Annotated in this window: 21 protein-coding genes; 11 read left to right on the top strand and 10 right to left on the bottom strand. The window is 67.3% G+C overall.

The genetic code is table 11. From position 1 onward, the window contains the following. Positions 1–77: 77 nt before the first annotated feature. Positions 78–587 carry an Lrp/AsnC family transcriptional regulator gene (locus LRH25_RS02210; protein ID WP_231010093.1) on the top strand — a complete coding sequence of 170 codons (510 nt, stop codon included), beginning with the start codon at positions 78–80 and terminating at the stop codon, positions 585–587. On the opposite strand, the gene LRH25_RS02205 is transcribed toward LRH25_RS02210, so the two are convergent. From LRH25_RS02205 to LRH25_RS02195, 3 genes are all read right to left on the bottom strand, one after another. Continuing rightward, positions 588–1,079, bottom strand: coding sequence for a carboxymuconolactone decarboxylase family protein (locus LRH25_RS02205; protein ID WP_141286126.1), 492 nt, complete (start codon positions 1,077–1,079; stop codon positions 588–590). A 19-nt stretch (positions 1,080–1,098) separates the two neighbouring features. Continuing rightward, positions 1,099–2,295, bottom strand: coding sequence for a cyclopropane fatty acyl phospholipid synthase (gene cfa, locus LRH25_RS02200; RefSeq protein ID WP_141286128.1), 1,197 nt, complete (start codon positions 2,293–2,295; stop codon positions 1,099–1,101). Between the two features lie 174 nt (positions 2,296–2,469). Next, positions 2,470–3,660 (bottom strand): class I SAM-dependent rRNA methyltransferase, encoded by a 1,191-nt coding sequence (locus LRH25_RS02195; RefSeq protein WP_141286130.1) that lies wholly within the window; start codon positions 3,658–3,660, stop codon positions 2,470–2,472. Between the two features lie 261 nt (positions 3,661–3,921). Here LRH25_RS02195 and LRH25_RS02190 point away from each other — a divergent pair, with 261 nt between their 5' ends. The 7 genes from LRH25_RS02190 to xylB all read left to right on the top strand — a co-directional run bounded on the left by LRH25_RS02190 (position 3,922) and on the right by xylB (position 12,090). Beyond that, the gene (locus LRH25_RS02190; RefSeq protein WP_375142149.1) at positions 3,922–5,253 is read left to right on the top strand and encodes an ABC transporter substrate-binding protein; all 1,332 of its coding nucleotides are present in this window, start codon (positions 3,922–3,924) and stop codon (positions 5,251–5,253) included. A gap of 66 nt (positions 5,254–5,319) precedes the next feature. Next, entirely contained in the window at positions 5,320–6,177 is an 858-nt protein-coding gene (locus LRH25_RS02185; RefSeq protein ID WP_141286134.1) for a carbohydrate ABC transporter permease, read from the top strand. 9 nt (positions 6,178–6,186) lie between these two features. Further along, positions 6,187–7,074 carry a carbohydrate ABC transporter permease gene (locus tag LRH25_RS02180; RefSeq protein WP_141286136.1) on the top strand — a complete coding sequence of 296 codons (888 nt, stop codon included), beginning with the start codon at positions 6,187–6,189 and terminating at the stop codon, positions 7,072–7,074. Positions 7,075–7,090: 16 nt separating this feature from the next. After that, positions 7,091–8,149 (top strand): ABC transporter ATP-binding protein, encoded by a 1,059-nt coding sequence (locus tag LRH25_RS02175; RefSeq protein WP_231010092.1) that lies wholly within the window; start codon positions 7,091–7,093, stop codon positions 8,147–8,149. 28 nt (positions 8,150–8,177) lie between these two features. After that, positions 8,178–9,620: a D-arabinitol 4-dehydrogenase gene (dalD, locus tag LRH25_RS02170; protein ID WP_231010091.1), complete on the top strand. Its 1,443-nt coding sequence runs from the start codon at positions 8,178–8,180 to the stop codon at positions 9,618–9,620. Then, positions 9,620–10,567, top strand: coding sequence for an AraC family transcriptional regulator (locus LRH25_RS02165; protein WP_141291324.1), 948 nt, complete (start codon positions 9,620–9,622; stop codon positions 10,565–10,567). The genes dalD and LRH25_RS02165 overlap by 1 nt, the downstream gene beginning before the upstream one ends. 5 nt (positions 10,568–10,572) lie before the next feature. Then, on the top strand, positions 10,573–12,090 hold the full coding sequence (gene xylB, locus LRH25_RS02160; protein ID WP_231010090.1) for a xylulokinase: 1,518 nt from the start codon (positions 10,573–10,575) through the stop codon (positions 12,088–12,090). A gap of 15 nt (positions 12,091–12,105) precedes the next feature. On the opposite strand, the gene LRH25_RS02155 is transcribed toward xylB, so the two are convergent. From LRH25_RS02155 to LRH25_RS02140, 4 genes are all read right to left on the bottom strand, one after another. Next, positions 12,106–13,173 (bottom strand): substrate-binding domain-containing protein, encoded by a 1,068-nt coding sequence (locus LRH25_RS02155; RefSeq protein ID WP_141289709.1) that lies wholly within the window; start codon positions 13,171–13,173, stop codon positions 12,106–12,108. Between the two features lie 300 nt (positions 13,174–13,473). Next, positions 13,474–14,349, bottom strand: coding sequence for a hypothetical protein (locus LRH25_RS02150; protein WP_141289708.1), 876 nt, complete (start codon positions 14,347–14,349; stop codon positions 13,474–13,476). 28 nt (positions 14,350–14,377) lie between these two features. After that, positions 14,378–15,292, bottom strand: coding sequence for an ABC transporter ATP-binding protein (locus tag LRH25_RS02145; protein ID WP_141289707.1), 915 nt, complete (start codon positions 15,290–15,292; stop codon positions 14,378–14,380). Positions 15,293–15,296: 4 nt separating this feature from the next. Next, the gene (locus LRH25_RS02140; RefSeq protein ID WP_141289706.1) at positions 15,297–15,644 is read right to left on the bottom strand and encodes a GntR family transcriptional regulator; all 348 of its coding nucleotides are present in this window, start codon (positions 15,642–15,644) and stop codon (positions 15,297–15,299) included. A gap of 236 nt (positions 15,645–15,880) precedes the next feature. On the opposite strand from LRH25_RS02140, the gene LRH25_RS02135 reads away from it, so the two are divergent. Then, positions 15,881–16,477 (top strand): hypothetical protein, encoded by a 597-nt coding sequence (locus LRH25_RS02135; RefSeq protein ID WP_141289705.1) that lies wholly within the window; start codon positions 15,881–15,883, stop codon positions 16,475–16,477. A gap of 10 nt (positions 16,478–16,487) precedes the next feature. Here the strand turns inward: LRH25_RS02135 and LRH25_RS02130 are convergent, their stop codons facing one another. From LRH25_RS02130 to dapF, 3 genes are read right to left on the bottom strand one after another with little or no spacing between them, the layout of a single operon-like run. Continuing rightward, positions 16,488–17,453: a tyrosine recombinase XerC gene (locus LRH25_RS02130; protein WP_231010089.1), complete on the bottom strand. Its 966-nt coding sequence runs from the start codon at positions 17,451–17,453 to the stop codon at positions 16,488–16,490. A gap of 8 nt (positions 17,454–17,461) precedes the next feature. Further along, positions 17,462–18,148 (bottom strand): DUF484 family protein, encoded by a 687-nt coding sequence (locus LRH25_RS02125; protein ID WP_141289265.1) that lies wholly within the window; start codon positions 18,146–18,148, stop codon positions 17,462–17,464. Further along, positions 18,145–19,014 carry a diaminopimelate epimerase gene (gene dapF, locus LRH25_RS02120; RefSeq protein WP_141289264.1) on the bottom strand — a complete coding sequence of 290 codons (870 nt, stop codon included), beginning with the start codon at positions 19,012–19,014 and terminating at the stop codon, positions 18,145–18,147. The genes LRH25_RS02125 and dapF overlap by 4 nt, the downstream gene beginning before the upstream one ends. 162 nt (positions 19,015–19,176) lie before the next feature. On the opposite strand from dapF, the gene LRH25_RS02115 reads away from it, so the two are divergent. Next, complete coding sequence (locus LRH25_RS02115) at positions 19,177–20,040, top strand: flagellin N-terminal helical domain-containing protein (protein WP_141289263.1); 864 nt, start codon at positions 19,177–19,179, stop codon at positions 20,038–20,040. 142 nt (positions 20,041–20,182) lie between these two features. Further along, complete coding sequence (locus LRH25_RS02110) at positions 20,183–21,049, top strand: flagellin N-terminal helical domain-containing protein (RefSeq protein WP_141289262.1); 867 nt, start codon at positions 20,183–20,185, stop codon at positions 21,047–21,049. Positions 21,050–21,117 lie beyond the last annotated feature (68 nt).

Below are 21,117 nucleotides of genomic sequence, written 5' to 3'. Positions count from 1 at the left end.
ACAACAGAAGCTTGCTAGATCGATATCAATGTGAAATATTCAATCACCAGTGATTGACGATGGCTGAATATTTCAAAGTGAGTGCATCAGAGAATTTTTCCGCCAATCTGGACGCCATTGACTGGCGCCTGCTGGACCTGCTGCAGGCCGACGCCAGCCTCACCAACCAGGCACTGGCAGAGGCCGCGCATGTGTCACCCGCCACCGCGCTGCGCCGCGTGAAGCGGCTGCGCGAGCTGGGCGTGATCGAGCGCTTCACCGCGCTGCTGGCACCCGCCTTCGCCGGCCGCGGGCTGCAGGCCATCTGCGAGGTGACGCTGGATCGCCAGGGCGCCGAGCACCTGGACGCCTTCGAGGCGCGCGCGCTCGCCTTCGACGGCGGCGCAGCCAGCGTGCTTCAGCAATGCTGGCGTGTGTCGCCCGGGCCGGATTTCGTGCTGGTGACCTGGGCGGCCAACATGCCGGCCTTCCTGGCGCTGACGCAATCGCTGTTCACGCAGGACGCGAACGTGCGCAACGTGAAGAGCTTCTTCGCGGTGAAGCGGGCGAAGTTCGACCCACGAATGCCTGCGCCCTCGCCAGCCTGATCAGGCCACCGCCTTCGGAATTGGCGGTGTGAACTGCAGGCTGCCGGCAATGCGGTTCCAGGCATTGATTGCACCGATGGACGTCGTCAGCAGCGCAATCTCCTTTTCACTGAACTGCGCCTGCAGCTCGCCGTAGGCCGCGTCGGCGATGGGCCGGTCGGCCATCAACGTGAGCGCTTCGGTCCATTGCAGCGCAGCTCGTTCGCGGGCGGTGTAGACGCTGCCGGCTTCACGCCAAGTGGCGGCCAAGTCCAGCTTGGGCGCCGGTACACCAAGTTTGCGGGCCAGGTTCAGGTGGAACTGCAGGCAGAAGGCGCAGCCGTTGAGCTGCGAGGCGCGCACCTTCAGCAGCTCGGTCAAGGACTTGTCCAGCCCGCCTTCGTCGACCGCCTGGCCGAGCGCGCGCAAGGCCTTGATGACCTCCGGCGCATGGGTTTCGAAACCGGCCCAGTCAATGCGCGGGCCGTGGGAATCCTGGGATGAAGTGCTCATGCCCGAACGATAGCCAGTTTCACGACACGCGCTTGTACCCACCCGGCACACCGCGCGGCGACAACACCCATTGCCAGAGCTGGATGTCCCTCGCACGGAACGCACCGGCGCAGCTCAGCAGGTAGTAGCGCCACATGCGGTGGAACCGTTCGCCCAGGCGTTCGGCAAAGCGCGGCCACGCGGCCTCGAAGCGCTGGCACCAGCACATCAGCGTGTGGTCGTAGTCGGCGCCGAAGTTGTGCAGGTCCTCGACGACGAAATGCGGCTCGGCGCTACGCCCGATGCGCGCAACGCTGGGCAGCTCGCCGTTGGGGAACACATAGCGGTGCACCCACGGGTCGGTGCCGTGCGCGCTGTCGTTGCGGCCGATGGTGTGCAGCAGGAACAGCCCGTCTTCGGCCAGGCAGCGGCGGGCCACCGCCATGTAGGTGCCGGCGTTCTTGTGGCCCACGTGCTCGAACATGCCCAGGCTGACGATGCGGTCGAAGCGCTCGTCCAGCTGCCGGTAGTCCTGCAGCCGGAACTCGACCGGCAGCCCTTCGCACAGTTGCTGGCCCAGCGCCACCTGCTCGGCGGAGACGGTGACACCCACGCAGCGCACGCCGTATCGCTCGGCCGCGAATTTCATGAAGCTGCCCCAGCCGCAGCCGATGTCCAGCACCCGCATGCCCGGCTTCAGGCCCAGCTTGCGGCAGACCAGTTCCAGCTTGGCTTCCTGCGCGGCGTCCAGCGCGGCTGGCGCCACCCCCGGCTGGCCGCCCCAGTAGGCACAGGTGTAGGTCATGCGCGGGTCCAGCATGGCCTGGTAGAAGTCATTGCCCAGGTCGTAATGCTGCTCGCCGACCTGGAAGGCACGGCGCGGATTCTGCAGGTTCAAGAGCTTGGCCTTCAGCCCGTGCCACAACACCGGCCAGGGTGTGACCCGCTGGTCCAGCCTGGCCTTGAGCAGGCGCTCGAACAGCTGGTCCAGCCGGTCCGCGACCCACCAGCCGTCCATGTAGGCCTCGCCCAGGCCGAGCGAGCCTTCGGCCAGCACGCGCTGCGGCAATTGCTCGAACTGCGCGGCAGCGCCCGGCGCCGGGCGGATGTCCCAGGGCCGGTCGCCGCCCAGGCGCACATCGGCCAGTTTCAGCAGGCTTTGCAGCGCATCGCGCGCACCTGCGGTGCCCCTGGCTCGCCCGGCGGACGAGCCCTTGTCCAGCAATTCCCCATCCATGCTTTGGAACCTCGCGCTTGGTCGGAGGCCGCAGGCCAGGACGACTCGCTCGGTGCTTCACATCGCACGGCGAGGCGGCGCGCGGCAGTTGTCACGAAGGAAAAACCTTAGCGTCTGGATCGCACCAAGACATTTCCAGCGGTGAAAACCAACGCAATGAAAAGGGGATTCGGCCTATTTCTTGAGGATGACCAAGCCCTTCAGGTACTCGCCCTCGGGGAAACACACCGTCGTCGGATGGTCCGGTGCGGCTTCCAGGCGCTGCAGCAGGTAGCCGTCAGCCGGCGCGTCCATGCCGGCACCGGCGACGATCTTGTGGAACAGGTCGGCGCTGATGCCGCCGGAGCAACTGAAGGTCAACAGCAAGCCACCGGGCGCCAGCAGCTTGAAGGCCAGCCGGTTGATGTCCTTGTAGGCGCGGCTGGCGCGCTCGGCATGCGCCGCAGTGGGCGCAAACTTCGGCGGGTCGAGCACGATGGCGTCGAACTGCTTGCCCTCTTGCAGGCACTGGCGCAGCGTGGCGTTCACGTCGGCGTCCAGCGCGGTGTGGCGGGCCGGATCGTAGCCATTCAGCGCGACGTGGGCGGTGGCGCGGGCCAGCGACGGGCCGGAGGAGTCCACGCTGGTGACCTCGGTGGCGCCGCCGGCCAGCGCGGCGATGGAGAAGCCGCCGGTATAGCTGTAGCAGTTCAGCACCCGCTGGCAGCCGAACTGGCGCACCAGGCGGGCGAACAGCGCGCGGTTCTCGCGCTGGTCCAGGTAGTAGCCGGTCTTGTGGCCCTCGGCCACGTCCAGCGTGAGCTGGATGTCGTGCTCGCGCAGCGTGACGCCGGTGTCGCCCTCGCCGCGCAGCCAGCCGGTTACCTCGGGCAGGCCTTCGAGTTCGCGCACGTTCACGTCCGAGCGCTCGTACAGCCGGGTGCAGCCCAGCGCCGCGGTTTCGGCCAGCAGCGCATCGGCAATCACCGCTTTCCAGCGCTCGCTGCCGGCCGAGAGGAACTGCGCGCTGAGGATGTCGCCGTAGCGGTCCACCACCAGGCCGGGCAGGCCGTCGGCCTCGCCGTGCACCAGGCGCACGCCATTGCTGGCCACCGCCAGGCGCTGGCGCATGGCAACCGCGGCGCGGATGCGGCGCTGGAAAAAGGCGGCGTCAATGCGCTCGGCCTCGTCGAAGCTCCAGGCCCGCACGCGGATCTGCGACAGCGGGCTGAACGCAGCCCAGGCGAGGAACTGGCCATCGTGGCTTTCGACGCGCACCGTCTCGCCCGCATCGGCCTTGCCTTTTTCCACGCTGCCGGCGAACACCCAGGGGTGGCGGCGCAGCAGCGAACGTTCTTTTCCTTCGCGCAGGCGGATGGCTTTCATGCGCCGGATTGTCGCCTGCCCTGCCGTGGCAACCAGGGCAGCGACCTGACCTTGGATGCGGCAAAGCTGCCACCTAGCGTTCAATCTGTATCCAATTCCACTGACATGGGGAAAACCTGGGCATTTGTGCGCAATGAAGTACAGACACTGGCGGCGGCAGTATCAAAACCACAGCCCTCCCTCGCTGAAGATGCGCACGCTGCGCCATGCGGGCAGGCAGCGACAACACCAAACGCCCCGACATCTCAGGAGACACACAACATGAACCGCAGTAAGACCTGCCTGACCCTCGTCGTCCAGGCCGCGCTGGGTGCGCTGGGCCTGGCCTCGGCCACCCTCACCCACGCCGCCACCGAGCTGGTGATCGCCACGGTGAACAACGGCCACATGATCGAAATGCAGAAGCTCGGCAAGAACTTCGAGCAGGCCAACCCCGGCATCACGCTGAAGTGGGTCACGCTGGAAGAAGGCACGCTGCGCCAGCGCGTGACGACCGACATCGCCACCAAGGGCGGCCAGTTCGACGTGATGACCATCGGCCTGTACGAAGCGCCGATCTGGAGCAAGAAGGGCTGGCTGCAGCCCCTGAAGACCGACGCCGCATACGACGTGGACGACCTGCTGCCAGCCGTGCGCAGCGGCCTGTCGCTGGACGGCAAGCTCTACGCCGCGCCCTTCTACGCCGAAAGCTCGATGCTGATGTACCGCAAGGACCTGGCGGACAAGGTCGGCGTGACCGTGCCGGAGCGCCCGACCTGGACCCAGATCAAGGACCTGGCGTCCAAGATCCACGACCCGAAGAACGGCGTGTACGGCATCTGCCTGCGCGGCAAGCCGGGCTGGGGCGACAACATGGCCTTCCTCACCACGCTGGTGAACACCAACGGCGGCCAGTGGTTCGACATGCAGTGGAAGCCGCAGATCGACACCAAGCCCTGGCATGACGCGATCACCTTCTACGTCGACCTGCTGAAGAACTACGGCCCCCCAGGCTCCTCGGCCAACAGCTTCAACGAGATCCTGGCGCTGACCAACGCCGGCAAGTGCGGCATGTGGATCGACGCGACGATTGCCGCTTCCTTCGTCAGCGATCCGAAGCAGTCCAAGGTGGCCGACAAGATGGCCTTTGCGCAGGCCCCCACCGCCGTCACGCCCAAGGGCGCGAACTGGCTGTGGTCCTGGAACCTGGCCATCCCGGCCGGCTCGCAGAAGGTGGACGCGGCGCAGAAGTTCATCACCTGGGCCACCAGCAAGGAATACATCCAGCTGGTCGCCAAGACCAACGGCTGGGCCAATGTGCCCACCGGCACCCGCAAGTCCACCTACGCTTCGCCGGAATTCCAGAAGGCCGCGCGTTTTGCCGCGGCCGAGAAGACCGCCATCGACAGCGCCAACCCGAACGACTCGACGCTGCCGAAGTCGCCGTACGTGGGCGTGCAGTTCGCGGCCATCCCTGAGTTCCAGGCCATCGGCATTGCGGTGGGCCAGCAGATGAGCGCGGCCCTGTCGGGCAAGACGACGGTGGACGCGGCGCTGAAAGCCAGCCAAATCTCCGCCGAACGTGAAATGAAAAAGGGCGGCTATTACAAGTAAGCCGGCACCTGCCGCCTGACGGGCCACCGCTGCGGCGGTGGCCAGCCTCATTGCCGAGACCTCGCCATGAATCGCTTCATGCCCCGCGCCCTGATGGCGCCGGCCATCGGCACGCTCTTCCTGTGGATGATCGTGCCGCTGGTCATGACGCTGTACTTCAGCGCCATCCGCTTCAACCTGATGCAGCCGGACGTGACCGGATTTGCGGGGCTGGAGAACTTCGAATATTTCATCACCGACGCCTCGTTCTGGCCGGCGGTGATGAACACCGTGCTGCTGCTCGGCAGCGTCATCGTCATCACCGTGGTGATGGGCGTGGGGCTGGCCTTGCTGATCGACGCACCCTTCCCCGGCCGCGGCCTGGTGCGCGTGCTGCTCATTTCGCCTTTCTTCGTCATGCCCACGGTCAATGCGCTGCTGTGGAAGCACATGATGATGAACCCGATCTACGGCGTGCTGGCGCAGGTCTGGCAGGCCTTCGGCGCGCAGCCGGTGGACTGGCTGACCGACTGGCCGCTGCTCAGCGTGATCATCATGATCAGCTGGCAGTGGCTGCCGTTTGCCACGCTGATCTTCATGACCGCGCTGCAGTCGCTCAACCGCGAGCAGCTCGAAGCCGCGCGCATGGACGGCGCCAACTACCTGCAGCAGCTGCGCTACATGGTGCTGCCGCACCTGGGCCGCTCGGTGGCGGTGGTGGTGATGATCGAGATGATCTTCCTGATCAGCGTGTTCGCCGAGATCTTCACGACGACCTCCGGCGGCCCAGGTGATGCCAGCACCAACATCGCCTTCCTGATCTTCAAGCAGGCGCTGCTGAACTTCGACGCCGGCGTGGCTTCCGCAGGCGCGCTGTTCGCCGTCGTGCTGGCCAACATCGCGGCGATCTTCCTGATCCGCCTCGTCGGCAAGAACCTCGATTGAGGGAACGACATGCCCACCACCACTTCTTCCACGCTGCCCACTGTGGACACCGCGCCGGCCGAGATCCTGCTCGCGCCGCGCCGCTTCCCGCTGGCGCTGGTCGTGCGCACCCTCGTCGCCTGGCTGGTCACGCTGCTGCTGTTCTTCCCGCTGGGCTTCCTGATCGCCACCGCGTTCAAGACCGAGCTGCAGGCGATTGCGGTACCCACCGAATGGCTGTTCTCGCCCACGCTGGAAAACTTCCACGAGGTGCAGGCCCGCAGCGACTACCTGCTCTACGCGACCAACTCGCTGATCACCAGCGTGGTGTCCACCGTGCTGGGCCTGATGATCGCCGCACCCGCGGCCTATTCGATGGCCTTCTTCCGCAGCAAGCGCACGCGGGACATCCTGATGTGGATGCTGTCGACCAAGATGATGCCGGCCGTCGGCGCGCTGGTGCCGATCTACGTGCTGGCCCAGCAAAGCGCGCTGCTGGACACGCGCACCGGGCTGATCATCGTGTTCACGCTGAGCAACCTGCCCATCATGGTCTGGATGCTGTATTCGGCCTTCAAGGACATCCCGCCCGAGATCCTGGAAGCCGCGCGCATGGACGGCGCCACGCTCTGGCAGGAGGCCTACAAGGTGCTGCTGCCGCTGGGCATGGGTGGCCTCGCGTCCACCGGCTTGCTGTGCCTGGTGCTGAGCTGGAACGAGGCCTTCTGGTCGCTGAACCTCAGCTCCGCCAAGGCCGGCACGCTGGCCACGCTGATCGCCTCCTACGCCAGCCCCGAAGGCCTGTTCTGGGCCAAGCTCTCCGCCGCCTCGCTGATGGCCATCGCGCCCATCGTCGTGTTCGGCTGGTTCAGTCAAAAACAGTTGGTGCAAGGCTTGACCTTCGGCGCCGTCAAGTGATCAAGGAGACCATGCCATGGCATACCTTCAGCTCAAGCAATTCCGCAAGCAGTTCGGCGCGGTCGAGACCATCAAGGGCGTGGACCTGTCCATCGAGCCCGGCGAGTTCGTGGTGTTCGTGGGCCCTTCAGGCTGCGGCAAGTCCACGCTGCTGCGCCTGATTGCCGGGCTGGAAACGGTGACCAGCGGCCAGCTGATGCTGGATGGCCGCGACATCACGCACGCGCCCTCCTCCAAGCGCGACCTGGCAATGGTCTTCCAGAGCTACGCGCTGTACCCGCACATGAGCGTGTACGAGAACATGAGCTTCGCGCTGAAGCTGGCCAAGGTCAGCGAAAGCGAGATCCGCGAGAAGGTCGAGCGTGCCGCGAAGATCCTGAACCTCACCGCCTACCTGCAGCGCACGCCCAAGGAGCTGTCCGGCGGCCAGCGCCAGCGCGTGGCCATCGGCCGCGCCATCGTGCGCTCGCCCAAGGTCTTCCTGTTCGACGAGCCGCTGTCCAACCTGGACGCCGCGCTGCGCGGCCAGACCCGCGTGGAGATTGCCAAGCTGCATCGCGAGCTGGGCGCCACCACCATCTACGTGACGCACGACCAGGTCGAAGCGATGACGCTGGCCGACCGCGTGGTGGTGCTGCGCGACGGCAAGATCGAGCAGGTCGGCACGCCGCTGGAGCTGTACGACAAGCCGGCCAACCAGTTCGTGGCGCAGTTCATCGGCACACCGCAGATGAACGTGGTGGCCGCCGCACAGATGCCGCAGGCCGCCGCCGCTTACGGCCTGCCGGTCGCGGCAGACGGCTTCATCGGCCTGCGCCCCGAGAACCTGGCCGTGCTGCCGGCCGGCCAGGGCCAGCTCAGCGGCCAGGTCGAGCTGGTCGAGGCGCTGGGCGCCGAGACGCTGATCTACGTCAGCACCGACAGTGGCGCGCAGCTGGTGGCGCGGCAGAACTCGCGCAGCGCGCTGTCCGCCGGTGACCGCGTGGGCCTGCAGCTGCAGCCCGAGACCGTGCACCTGTTCGACGCCGGTGGCCGCGTGACACGCACGGGTGTCGCCGTCGCCGCGACCCATTGAGATTCCTCTTCATTTCCCCCTTGCTTCCATGACCACCGCCTCTCCCTCCTCCGCCGAAGCCCCGTTCGTGATGCTGCACCTGGGCCTGGGCGCGTTCCACCGCGCGCACCAGGCTGTCTACCAGCAGGCGCTGCACGACGCCGGTGACCGCCGCTGGGTGCTGGCCGGCGGCAATATCCGGCCCGATGGCGCCGACACCATCGGCGCGCTGCAGGCCGCCGGCGGCGCCTACACGCTGGAAACCGTGTCACCGGCCGGCGAGCGGGTCTATCAGCGCATCAGCGCCATCACCCGCGTGATCGGCTGGGACGCGCAGCTGCAAGGCCTGGTCACCGCCGGTGCGGACCCACTGACTCGCATCGTCTCGTTCACCGTGACCGAAGCGGGCTACTACCTCGATGCAGACCACCAGCTGGACCTGAACTTCGCCGACCTGGCCGCCGATGTCGAAGCCCTCAAGGCGAACAAAGCCGGCACGACGATCTACGGCGCGCTGACGCAGATCCTGCGCGCCCGCATGCAGCAGGCCAGCGGCCCGGTCACGCTGCTGAACTGCGACAACCTGCGCCACAACGGCGACCGCGTGCGCAGCGGCCTGCTGCAGTTCATCGACCTGATCGGCGACAGCGCGCTGCGCGAGTGGGTGGAGGTCTGCACCACCTGCCCGAATGCGATGGTGGACCGCATCACGCCCCGCGCCACGCCCGCCGTGCGCGAGCGCGTGCTGGCAGCGACCGGCGTGGACGACGCTGCCGCGCTGATGGGCGAAAGTTTCATCCAGTGGGTCATCGAGGACCGCTTCGCCGCTGGCCGCCCGGCCTGGGAGACTGTCGGCGTGGAAATGGTTTCGTCGGTGGATGCCTACGAGGAAGCCAAGATCCGCCTGCTGAACGCCACGCACAGCTGCATCGCCTGGGCCGGCACGCTGGTCGGCCACACCTACATCCATGAAGGCACGCAGGACGCGGCCATCCGCCAACTGGCCTTCGACTACGTGACCAACGACACCATCCCGGTGCTGGACACGCCAGCCAAGCCCAGCCCGATCGACCTCGCCAAGTACCGCGACGTGGTGCTGGACCGCTTCGCCAACCCTGCCATTGCCGATACCAACCAGCGCGTGGCGATGGACGGCTTCTCGAAGATCCCCGGCTTCATTGCGCCGACGCTGCGCGAACGCCTGGCCGCGGGCGCCAGCATTGCCAGCGTGGCGATGCTGCCGGCGCTGTTCCTGGCCTACCTGCAGCGCTGGCATGCCGGCACGCTGCCGCACGTCTACCACGACCAGGCGATGGACCCGGCGGTGGCGCACGCGATCTGCGGCGCGGCGGACCCGGTCGCAGCCTTCGCGGCGGACACGGTGCTGTTCGGTGAACTGGCCGGCACGCCCGCGCTGCTGGCCGCTTTGCAAGGCGCCAGCGCGCGCGTGGCAAGCTTCGTTGCTTCGCACTCGCCCGTCACAGCCCGCTGATGCAGCATCCGCCGCAACTCCCCCGCCAGCGCCAGCCCGAGCTGGAGCATGACTATGCCCGCAGCCCGGCGCTGGGCTACGAGGCGCCGGAGGACGTGGGCTTCATCCGCTGCCTGTCGCACGGCTTTCCGACGCCGCTGGCGCGCTGGCACCACCACGACGAGTACGAACTGCACCTGATCGTCGCCAGCTCGGGCAAGGCCTTCGTGGGCGACTGGATCGGGCCGTTCCAGCCCGGCCACCTGGTGCTGTGCGGCCCGCGGCTGCCACACAACTGGATCTCGATGGACCTGCCCGAAGGCGGCTTTGCGCAGCGCGACCTGGTGATCCAGTTTCCCCACGCGCCGATTGCCGCCGCGGCCGAGCACATTCCCGAGCTGGCCGAAGCGCTGCCGCTGCTGGAGCGGGCGCGCCGCGGCATCGAGTTCTTCGGCCTGGCCGAGCAGGCGCGTGCGCACTGGGAGCGTGTGAAGGCCACGCACGGGCTGCTGCGCTTCGCGGCCTTTGCCGAATTCCTCGGCGAGCTGGCGCACTGCACCGACTACCGGCTGCTCTCCAGCGTGCAGATGCAGAGCGCCGACGACGACACCCAGCTGGATCAGATCAACGCCATCGTCAGCCGCATCACCGACAACGTGGCCCAGCCGCTGTCGGCCAGCGAACTCGCCGGCGAACTCGGCATGAGCGAGAGTCGCTTCTCGCGCTTCTTCCGCCGCGCCACCGGCAACACCTTCACCGACTTCGTCAACCGCATCCGCGTGAACCGCGCCTGCCAGCTGCTGATGGACTCGGACCGGCTGGTCACGCACATCTGCTTCGAGGTTGGCTTCAACAACGTCGCCAACTTCAACCGCCGTTTCCTGGACATCAAGGGCATGACGCCCACCGAATTCCGCCGCCAGTCCGGCCAGCGCTTCGGCCTGCTGCCCGACGGCCGAAGGAACTGAACCCCATGTACCTTGGCATCGACCTCGGCACCTCCGAGATCAAGCTGCTGCTGCTCGACATGCGGCAGCGCATCGTCGCCACCACCGGCGAAGCCCTGACGCTCTCGCGCCCGCAGCCACGCTGGAGCGAACAACATCCGCTGCAGTGGTGGACCGCGGCCGACGCCGCGATGCAGCGCCTGGCCGCCACCCACCCCGCCGCAATGGCAGAGGTGCGCGCCACCGGCCTGTCCGGCCAGATGCACGGCGCAGTGCTGCTGGACGAGGCCGACCAGGTGCTGCGGCCGGCCATCCTGTGGAACGATGGCCGCGCCGGCGCCGAATGCGCAGAGCTGGAGGCCACCTGCCCGGAGCTGCACGCCATTGCCGGCAACCTCGCGATGCCGGGCTTCACGGCACCCAAGCTGCTGTGGGTGAAGAAGCACGAGCCCGAACTCTTCGCCCGCGTCGCCAAGGTGCTGCTGCCCAAGGACTGGCTGCGGCTGCAGCTGACGGGCGAGGCCATCAGCGACCTGTCCGACGCGGCCGGCACGCTGTGGCTGGACGTTGCAAAGCGCCGCTGGTCACCCGAACTGCTGGCCGCGACCGGCCTCACCGAAGCGCAGATGCCGGCCCTGGCCGAAGGCAGCGCGGTGGCCGGCCGCCTGCTGCCGGCGCTGGCCGCGCGCTGGGGCCTGAAGCGCGGCGAAGACGGTGGCCTGCCCATCGCCGGCGGCGGTGGCGACAACGCAGCCAGCGCAGTCGGCATTGGCGCGGTGCGGCCCAACCAGGGCTTTGTCTCGCTGGGCACCTCTGGCGTGATCTTCCTGACCAACGACCGCTTCCGACCCAACCCGGCCTCGGCCGTGCATGCTTTCTGCCACGCGCTGCCGGCCACCTGGCACCAGATGAGCGTGATGCTCTCGGCCGCCAGCGCGCTGCGCTGGGTGCGCGAGCTGACGGGCCTGGCCAGCGAGGCCGAACTGGTCGCCAAGGTCGCCGCGCTCAGCCCGGCCGAGCGCGACGCCGCCCCGCTGTTCCTGCCCTACCTCAGCGGCGAACGCACGCCGCACAACGACGCCAACGCCCAAGGCGTGCTGTTCGGCCTCACCGGCAGCCACAGCGCCGCCCACCTCGGCTACGCCGTGATGGAAGGCGTGGGCTTCGGCCTGCTGGACGGCTGGCGCGCACTGGGCGCCGCGCCCGGCGCGGTGCAGGCGCTGTCGCTCGTCGGCGGGGGCGCGCGCAGCCCCGAATGGGCGCAGCTGCTGGCCAGCACGCTGGGCGTGGCGCTGCACACGCACGAAGGCGGCGAAGCCGGCGGCGCGCTGGGCGCGGCCCGCCTCGCGTGGCTGGCCGACCTGTCGCCCGCGCTGGACGCCGACGGCAGCCTGCCCGGCTCGCTGCTGGCCGACATCTGCCCCGCGCCGCCGATGGCAAGGCTCTTCGAACCGAACGCCGCCGAAACCGAACGCCTGGCGCCACGTCAGGCACGCTGGGCGCAGCTGTATCCCAGATTGAGGAACCTGTTTCCAGCTGGTTGACCTGCAGACGTTGCCTTAGACCTGCTCGGCCGTGTAATAGCCGCCATCCACCAGCACCGATTGCAGGTTGGCCTTGTCGACCAGCACGGGCTTGATCAGCAAGGCAGGAACGACCTTCACACCGTTTTGATAGGTCTTCTGGTCGTTGAAGCTGACGGGGCGGCCTGAGAGGGTGTCGTCGACCATGCGCGCCGCCTGCTTCACCAGCAGCCGGGTGTCCTTGAACACCGTGGACGCCTGCTCGCCGTGCTTGATGGACCTCACCGACGCGAGTTCCGCATCCTGGCCGGTGATGACCGGCAAGGGCTGCGCGGCCTGCCCGTAGCCGGCGAACTTGACGGCACTCAGCAACTCGATGCTGATGCCGTCATAGGGCGACAGCACTGCGTCGAGGCGGCGCCGGGCATAGGTGGTGCCAAGCTCCCCCTGCAAGCGCGCCTTGGCATGCGCGCCATTCCAGTGCGGCGTGTAGATGTCCTTGAGTGCGACCTTGCCCGAACCGACGACCAACTGGCCATTGTCGATGTAGCGCTTGAGCACCGACATCGATCCGTCGTAGAACATGTGGGTGTTGTTGTCGTCCGCGTCGCCCGCGAACAGCTCCACCGTGGAGGGCCGCGTGGCAGCGGTCAAACGCAATCGCGCCTCGATGTCACGGGCCTGCAGTTCGCCCACGGCAAAGTTGTCGAAGGTTGCATAGCTGTCCACGTTGGCCGTGTCGCGGATGAGCCGGTCGTAGGCGAGGACCTTCACACCGCGCTTGGCCGCCTCCGCCAGCACGCCTGTCAGCGCACCGCCGTCCACTGCGCCGATCACCAGCATCCGCGCACCTTTGCCCACCATCGCCTGGAGGTGGTCGATCTGGGTCTTGGCACTGTCGTTCGCGTACTGCAGGTCCGCCGTGTAGTCGAGCTGGTTGAGCGCGCGCATCACGCCCAGCCCGTCATACACCCAGCGCAGGGATCCCATCGTGGGCATCGAGATGCCGATCAACCCCTTGTTGCTGGCTGCCGCTCGCGACGTTCCCCAAACGTGACCCAAGGACAGCGCTGCCAGCGCCTTCACGGACTGCCGTCGATTCATCTTGTCTCCGAAAACTGCGCCGAACTGCCTTGCGCAATTCCATGCCTGCTTCTTGTCAATCGGTTCGATTGCTTTGGGACGCATTGTCTGGATTCCGGCCAGCGGCCGAATCCCCCGAATCCCCAATGTGAAAACCCATATACCGGCATGCGCATACCGACATGGCTGCGCCCGAGGCAGATGGAAGTGTGATGGTTCGCTTCAGGCCGCCAAGGCCGCCTGCCGTTTGCGCCGCTGCCGGTTCGCACCGCACATGAAAAAAGCCCCTCGCGAGGGGCTCTTGCTTGTGGGTGTCGAGTTTCAGGCCCGTTGCCGCCGCAGCACCAGCAGCACGTAGCTCAGCACCGCCAGCAGCAGGCCCCAGGCCATCGCCGGGTCGACCAGTTCGCCCAGCACGCGCTGGGTGTCGCTCAGCAGCCATTGCGGCAGTTGGGTGAGCTGCCCGTCCCAGGGAACGGACTCGAAATCGTGGCGAGCCACCGGGAAGATGGCGTCGCGGAAGCGTTCGGCCATGGTCACCAGCGTCTGCAGCAGCCAGGGCATGCCATAGACCTTGGCCAGGATCACGCTTCCCAGGCCCAGCGCACCCACCGCGGCAATGCCGCCCCAGCGCTTGAGCCACGCGGAGGCCGCCATCACGAACAACATCACCGGCGCAGCCCACAGCGCCGCAGCACCGACTGCCACCAGCACGCGCGGCACGGCGGCCACGATGACCGCGCTCAGCGTGCCCCAGGGCAGCGAGGCCACGCCGCTCAGGCCGTAGACGCGGGCCACGGTAAGCACCGCTACAACCAGGCCGCAGACGAACGCGATACCCGCGACCATCAGCTGGAACACCAGCACGTGCATCAGCGCGGTGGCGCCCACTGCCGCCCAGTCGCTCACCGGCAGCGAGCGCCAGAACTCGATGCTGCGGTCCTGCCGGTCGCGCTGGCCCAGCCCGGAGGACTGGAAGCCGGCGCCCACCCAGCCCGCCATCATCACCGCGCCGATGTAGCCACCAGCCAGCGCCACCAGCACGCTGAGCGCGCTTTCATCGGAGGACACATGCACATTGCCCACCACGATGGCGAACAGCATCATGCACAGCGGCACCGCGCTGAAGATCAGCCAGCCGCGCCGGTGCTGCATCCATTCGCGCTGCATCAGCGCCAGGAAAGTCGTTGCGTTCATCTCATTGCTCCTTGGGTCGCGTCGCGGCTCAGCGGCTGGCGCGCGGATTCAGCTCGGGGGCGCGCGTGAGCGCGACGAACAGGTCGACCAGGCTGGGCCGCACGCGCTGGCCCAGGGCCTCGACCTCGCTGGGCATGGCGCCGTCGAAGATCGCGGTGGACGCGCCGTTGGGCGAGCCGTAGCGCAGCAGCGGATGCGCCGCAGCCACGGCGTTGGCAGCCGCAGGCGCATGGCTCAGCGCCGAGTAGCGCTGGTCCAGCTGGTCCAGGCTGATGTTGAGCACCAGCTTGCCGTCGTTGAGCATCATCACGTCCGACAGCAACGCTTCCACTTCCTCGACCTGGTGGGTCGAGATCAGCACCGTGCGCTCACCATCGCACCACTCGTTGATCAGCAGCTCGTAGAAAGCCTTGCGCGACAGCACGTCCAGGCCCAGCGTCGGCTCGTCGAGGATCATGATGCGGGCGTCCACCGCGGCGATCAGCGCCAGGTGCAGCTGCACCACCATGCCACGCGAGAGCTGCTTGACCTTGTCGTTCAGGCCGACGCTGGTGCGGCGCAGCAGCTCGCGGGAGCGGTCGGCCGAGAACTTCGGATGCATGCCACTCATCAGCGTGATCAGCTCGTGCACCCTGGCCCAGCGCGGCAGGATGGCCACGTCCGGGATGTAGCACAGCGACTGCAGCAACTCGGTGCGCTGTTTGCGCGGATCCAGGCCCAGCACGTCCAGGTGCCCGGCGTGGTTGGCCAGGCCCACCATCGCCTTCATCAGCGTGGTCTTGCCCGCGCCGTTGTGGCCCAGCAGGCCGACCACGCGGCCCTTGGGGATCGTGAAGCTCAGGTTGTCCAACACGGTCTTCTTGCCGTAGCGCAGGTTCACGCCTTCGGCGCGGATCAGCGGTGCACCTGGCTCGGTGCTGCTGATGTTGATGTTGTCGCTCATGGCGTCATGCCTCCCAGTCAAGTTGTTCGGGTCCCAGGCCCAGCTGGCGCAGGCGCCGCCGCAGTTGCGGCCATTCCAGCTCCAGGAAGCGTTGCCGCTCCAGTTCCTTGAGCCGCTGCCGCGCGCCGCTGCGCACGAACATGCCCAGCCCGCGCCGGCTCTCCAGCAGCCCGTCCTCGCTCAGCGCCTGCAGCGCCCGGCCCACGGTCAGCGGATTCAGCACGTAGTGCGAGGCCAGCGCCCGCACCGAAGGCATGGGCTCGCCCTCCGGCGGGCTGCCATCGAGCAAGCCGCCGGCCAGTCGGTCGGCCAACTGCCGGTAGATCGGTTGCCGGTTGTCCCAGGTCTGCATGGGCCGCTCCAGTGTGTTGGTGATGTAGCACACTGTAAAAAACGGGCGGCCGATTGTCTGCCGGTGTGCGACGAGTTGCGGGAATCGAGCGATGAAATGCAAAGCCGCGGCCTGGCCAGGTCACGAATGCCTCGCGGCATTGGCCTGGTGCTCGCACCCATTTCGGGGATGTGCAGCACCCGGCCCACGCGGCATCATGCGCAGCACTTTTTCCGTTCAAGCCTGAGGAGACCTTGATGATGCGCAGTTTTGCCCTGCCCGCCGCCCCTACCACCCGCCTTCAACTGGCACTGGCAACGCTCGGCCTGGCAGCCGGCCTCACCGCCTGCGGCAAGGTCCAGGAGGTGGCCACGCAGAAGGCGACCGAGAAGTTGATCGAGTCTTCGATCAACAAGGATGGCAACACCAATGCCAAGGTGGACCTGGGCAGTGGTGGGATGAAGGTCGAAGGTCAGGACGAACACGGCAAGGCCTTCAAGATGGAAATGGGCTCGGCCCAGATCAGCGAGAAGGAACTGGGGTTGCCGTTCTACCCCGGCGCCAAGCCGGCCGACAACAAGGGCACGCGCATTGTCAACGGCGACGGCATGATGATGCAGGTGGAGCTGACCAGCAGCGACGACCCGAAGAAGGTTTCGGAGTGGTACCGCGCGCAGCTCAAGTCCAGCCAGGAGAACAAGCTGGTGATGGACCAGGGCAAGGAAAAAGGCATGACGCTGAGCATCTCGGACACCAAGGCCGAGAGCAATGTGATGGTCGACGTCAGCGACGACGGCAACAACGGCAGCCACATCTCTCTGATGTACAGCGCAAAGACCAAGCCGGGCGCCTGACAAGGCCGCTTCAGGTTTCGCCGGTCTTGCGCTTGGCCCGCGGATGGGCGGCGTCATACGCCTTGGCCAGGTGCTGGAAGTCCAGCTTGGTGTAGATCTGCGTGGTGCTGATGCTGGCGTGGCCCAGCAGTTCCTGCACCGCGCGCAGGTCGCCGCTGGACTGCAGCAGGTGCGAGGCGAAGCTGTGGCGCAGCATGTGCGGGTGGACCGACGTGGGCAGGCCGGCGCTCAGCGCAAGGGCCTTGAGCCGCGTGCGCACCTGGCTGGTGGACAGGCGGGTGCCGCGGTTGCTGACGAACAGTGCCGGCTCGCCGGGGCTGGCGACCAGGTCGCGCTCGGCGCGCCAGGCGGCCAGCGCTTCCAGCGCCTTGCGGCCTACCGGCACGGCGCGGCGCTTGCTGCCCTTGCCGAGCACGTGCACCGTCGCGTCCTGCTCGTCGATCCAGCCGACCGCGGCCGGGCCGGGCGAGGCGTCCAGGCTGACCAGTTCGGCCACGCGCAAGCCGCTGCTGTAGAGCAGCTCGACGATGGCATGGTCGCGTGCGCCCAGTGCCGGGTCGCCGGTGTCGGGCTGGGCTTCGGCCAGCGCCACGGCCTGGTCCACCGCCAACGCCTTGGGCAATGGCTTGGGGGCCTTGGGCGGGCGCACGCCATCGACCGGATTCAACGGCACGCCGCCTTCGCGGCCCCACCAGCGGTAGAAGCCGCGCCAGGCCGAGAGCTGCAGCGCCAGGCTGCGCGGCGCCAGGCCCTGGCTGTGCAACTGGGCGGCCATGCGGCGCACGTGGTGCGTGAGCAGCCGGTCCAGCGGCAAGTTTTGCGCGGCGGCGGCGGCGGCCAGCCGGGTCAATGCGTCGGTGTAGAGGGTCAGCGAGCGTTCGGCCAGGCGCCGGTCCACCCGCAGGTGGCTGAGGTAACGCGGCAGCGGATCCGGCAGCAGGTCCGGCCCGACGGTAGGCGGTGCCGCGTCGACCATCGCGGCGCTTATTCGCCCACCAGCAGCCGGCCCAGCGCGGCGCTGGCAATGTCGCCGACCTGGACCAGGAACTCGGTGCCCATGTCGCTCTGGTAGCGCAGCGCGTCCGGCGAGCCCAGCACCAGCAGGCCGAAGCATTCGCCAGCGGACTTGCCCAGGCGCAGCGGCACCAGCGCGACGGACTGCGCCGGCGTCGGGTCGCCCAGCCAGCTGGTGGCCTCGAACTGGGCGTTCAGGCCGCAGTAGGGCTGGGTCAGGCTGGACGCGAAGGTCTTGATGTCGTCGCTCACGGCCTGCGCCCACGGCAGGTGGCCGTGGCCGGCCGAGACGCCCCAGACCCGCACAGCGGCCTGCGGGATCAGGAACTCGTGCTTCAGCTCCTCGATCAGCACCTGGCCCAGCAGCGAGGCACTGCGCGCCAGCATCAGCGCGCAGGTCCAGCGGTGCATGCGCTCGGCGATTACCACGTTGTCCTGCCCGGCGCGGATCATCTCGATGATCTTGCGCTCCAGCCCCTTGATGCGCTCGCGCAGCATTTCCATCTGCCGCTCCTGCAGCGAAACGGCGCGCAGCCCGTGCGGGCTGGTCAGCTGCACGGTGGACAGCAGTTCGGCATGGCGCTCGAAGAAACCGGGCGTGTTGACCAGGTAGTTGGCGATGTCGTCTTCGGTGATGCCTTGCAGCGGGGTGGTCACAGTTCGATCTCTCCTTCAAACACGGTCACCGCGGGGCCGGTCATCAAGACCGAATGCCCGGGGCCGTTCCATTCAATCGTCAGCACGCCGCCACGGGTGTGCACGTCCACCTTGCTGTCCAGCCAGCCCAGGCGAATGCCGGCGACGACCGCCGCGCAGGCCCCCGTGCCGCAGGCCAGGGTCTCGCCCGCGTCGCGCTCGAAGACGCGCAGCTTCACTTCGCTGCGGCTCACCACCTGCAGGAAGCCGGCGTTGACCTTCCGGGCGAAGCGCGCGTGGACCTCGATGCGCGGGCCCCAGCTGGCCACCGGTGCGGCGTCCACCTCGGGCACGCGCAGCACGGCGTGCGGGTTGCCCATGGAGACGACGGCCACTTCGGCGGTGTCGCCCCCTGCGTCGCCATCACCCAGGTCCAGCGGCCACAGCTCGAAGCCGTTGACCATGCGCGGCACCAGACCCGAAGGGTCGAACGGCAGGCGGGCCGGCTCGAAGACGGGCTGGTTCATGTCCACCGTGACACGGCCATCGGCCTGCAGGCGCAACTCCAGCTCATTGTTGACGGTGGCCACGCGGATGGTGTCGCGCTCGCTCAAGCCATGGTCGCGCACGTAGCGCACGAAGCAGCGCGAGCCATTGCCGCACTGCTCGACCTCGTCGCCACTCGCGCCATTGAAGATGCGGTAGCGGAAGTCCACGCCGGGCCGGTCCGCGGCCTCGACGACCAGGATCTGGTCCGCACCGACGCCAAAGCGCCGGTCGCCCAGCAGGCGCAGCTGATCGCGGCTCAGCGCCAGCGGCGCCTGGGTCGCGTCCAGCACGACGAAGTCGTTGCCGGCGCCGTGCATCTTGGTGAATCGCAAACGCATGGCGCGATTATCCGCGCTCGCGCGCTGCCGGCCCCTCGGTTCGCGGGGTTTGCCCAGGGATTTTCGACCGGCTGGCTTAAGGGCCGCGCCAGCACCGACGCCTAGTCACGGTGAGGGCGTCGCAAGGCGGCCCTGACTTCCAACCCAGCCAAGGAGTTCCCCATGCTCAGCCTGAACACCAATGCCGCCGCCCTGTCGACGCAAAGCGCCCTGGCCAACAGCCAGAAGGCCCTGACCACCTCGATGACCCGCCTGGGCACCGGCAACCGCGTCAATTCCGCGATGGACGACGCCGCCGGCCTTCAGATCGCCACCCGCCTGAACGCGCAAACCCGCGGCATGGCCGTGGCCCAGCGCAACACGCAAAACGGCATCTCGATGATGCAGACGGCCGAAGGCGCATTCAGCGAGGTCACCGACATGCTGCAGCGCATGAAGGACCTGGCCACCGAAGCAGCCAACGGCACCTCGTCTGCCGACGACAAGACCGCCATGCAGTCCGAATACGACGCGCTGGGCCAGGAGCTTTACAACGTGATGAACAACACCACCTTCGGCGGCGCCAAGCTGCTGGCCGGTGGCACGCTGGGCGCCGGTGGCGTGACCTTCCAGATCGGCGCCAGCGCCAGCGAAACCATGGCGGTGAACGTCTCGACCGACATGACCACGCTGGGCACCGACCTGCTGGCCGCCACCGCCAACTACGCGGCAGCTGGCAGCACCGGCACCGAACTCACCGCCGCCGGTGGCGCCAATGCCGCCATCACCAAGCTGGACACGGTGCTGAAGGACGTAGGCAAGGTGCGCTCGGCCCTCGGTGCCGCGTCCAACCGGCTGGATCACGTCTACAACAACCTGGCCAACATGAGCACCAACACGACCGCCGCCAAGGGCCGCATCATGGACGTGGACTACGCCACCGAAACGTCCAACATGACCGCCAAGCAGATGCTGCTGCAGGCCGGCACCTCGATGCTCAAGCAATCGGGCTCGATGTCGCAGATGGTCCTGTCGCTGATGCAATAAGCCTCGGCCCCTCCCATGAGCAAGCCACCTCCGGGTGGCTTTTTTCATGCCCTGCTTTAAGCGCCGAGCGCCACCGGTCGCCTATCAGGGGTGAGGGCGTCGACACGAGGCCCCGACTTTCCAACCCAGCCAGGAGTTCCCCGTGCTCAGCCTCAATACCAACGCCGCCGCCCTGTCGACGCAAAGCGCCCTGGCCAACAGCCAGAAAGCCCTGACCACCTCGATGACCCGTCTGGGCACCGGCTATCGCGTGAATTCCGCGATGGACGATGCCGCCGGCCTGCAGATCGCCACCCGCCTGAACGCCCAGACCCGCGGCATGGCCGTGGCGCAAAAGAACACCCAAAACGGCATCTCGATGATGCAGACGGCAGAAGGCGCATTCAGCGAAGTCACCGACATCCTGCAGCGCATGAAGGACCTGGCGACCGAGGCGTCCAACGGCACCTCGTCGGTTGACGACCAGGATGCCATGCAGTCGGAGTACGACGCGCTGGGCCAGGAAATCGGCAACATCATGAAGAACACCACCTTCGGCGGCGCCAAGCTGCTGGTCGGCGGCACGATGGCCGCAGCGGTGACCTTCCAGATCGGGGCCTCGGCCGCCGAAACCATGACCGTCAATGCCAGCACCGATCTGGCCACGGCAGTGACGGACATCACCGCAGCCACCGCCAACTACGCGGCCGCCACGGCGCACGCCACCGGCACCGGTGAAATCAATGCCGCCAATGCCAATGGCACGATCGACAAGCTGACCACGGCGCTGAAATCCGTCGGCGCGGTGCGCTCCACCCTGGGTGCAGCGTCCAACCGTCTGGACCATGTGTACAACAACCTGTCCAACATGAGCACCAACACGACCGCCGCCAAGGGTCGCATCATGGACGTGGACTACGCAACGGAAACGTCCAACATGACTGCCAAGCAGATGCTGCTGCAGGCCGGCACTTCGATGCTCAAGCAATCGGGCTCGATGTCGCAGATGGTGCTGTCGCTGATGCAGTAAGCCTCCGCTTTGTCAGCCGCCAAGCCACCTTCGGGTGGCTTTTTTCATTCCCGGGTTTAAGCCCGATC

The organism is Ideonella azotifigens, from assembly GCF_021043325.1.
Taxonomy (GTDB): Bacteria; Pseudomonadota; Gammaproteobacteria; order Burkholderiales; family Burkholderiaceae_C; genus Ideonella; species Ideonella azotifigens.
The sequence above is the reverse complement of the archived record's forward strand: the minus strand, read 5'-3'. Positions and strand labels throughout refer to the sequence as shown.

Bases quoted from the DNA above. Each gene is read 5' to 3' on its own strand.
- LRH25_RS02205 (WP_141286126.1), bottom strand. From the start codon at position 1,079: ATGAGCACTTCATCCCAGGATTCCCACGGCCCGCGCATTGACTGGGCC.
- cfa (WP_141286128.1), bottom strand. From the start codon at position 2,295: ATGGATGGGGAATTGCTGGACAAGGGCTCGTCCGCCGGGCGAGCCAGG.
- LRH25_RS02195 (WP_141286130.1), bottom strand. From the start codon at position 3,660: ATGAAAGCCATCCGCCTGCGCGAAGGAAAAGAACGTTCGCTGCTGCGC.
- LRH25_RS02190 (WP_375142149.1), top strand. From the start codon at position 3,922: ATGAACCGCAGTAAGACCTGCCTGACCCTCGTCGTCCAGGCCGCGCTG.
- LRH25_RS02185 (WP_141286134.1), top strand. From the start codon at position 5,320: ATGAATCGCTTCATGCCCCGCGCCCTGATGGCGCCGGCCATCGGCACG.
- LRH25_RS02180 (WP_141286136.1), top strand. From the start codon at position 6,187: ATGCCCACCACCACTTCTTCCACGCTGCCCACTGTGGACACCGCGCCG.
- LRH25_RS02175 (WP_231010092.1), top strand. From the start codon at position 7,091: ATGGCATACCTTCAGCTCAAGCAATTCCGCAAGCAGTTCGGCGCGGTC.
- dalD (WP_231010091.1), top strand. From the start codon at position 8,178: ATGACCACCGCCTCTCCCTCCTCCGCCGAAGCCCCGTTCGTGATGCTG.
- LRH25_RS02165 (WP_141291324.1), top strand. From the start codon at position 9,620: ATGCAGCATCCGCCGCAACTCCCCCGCCAGCGCCAGCCCGAGCTGGAG.
- xylB (WP_231010090.1), top strand. From the start codon at position 10,573: ATGTACCTTGGCATCGACCTCGGCACCTCCGAGATCAAGCTGCTGCTG.
- LRH25_RS02155 (WP_141289709.1), bottom strand. From the start codon at position 13,173: ATGAATCGACGGCAGTCCGTGAAGGCGCTGGCAGCGCTGTCCTTGGGT.
- LRH25_RS02150 (WP_141289708.1), bottom strand. From the start codon at position 14,349: ATGAACGCAACGACTTTCCTGGCGCTGATGCAGCGCGAATGGATGCAG.
- LRH25_RS02145 (WP_141289707.1), bottom strand. From the start codon at position 15,292: ATGAGCGACAACATCAACATCAGCAGCACCGAGCCAGGTGCACCGCTG.
- LRH25_RS02140 (WP_141289706.1), bottom strand. From the start codon at position 15,644: ATGCAGACCTGGGACAACCGGCAACCGATCTACCGGCAGTTGGCCGAC.
- LRH25_RS02135 (WP_141289705.1), top strand. From the start codon at position 15,881: ATGATGCGCAGTTTTGCCCTGCCCGCCGCCCCTACCACCCGCCTTCAA.
- LRH25_RS02130 (WP_231010089.1), bottom strand. From the start codon at position 17,453: ATGGTCGACGCGGCACCGCCTACCGTCGGGCCGGACCTGCTGCCGGAT.
- dapF (WP_141289264.1), bottom strand. From the start codon at position 19,014: ATGCGTTTGCGATTCACCAAGATGCACGGCGCCGGCAACGACTTCGTC.
- LRH25_RS02115 (WP_141289263.1), top strand. From the start codon at position 19,177: ATGCTCAGCCTGAACACCAATGCCGCCGCCCTGTCGACGCAAAGCGCC.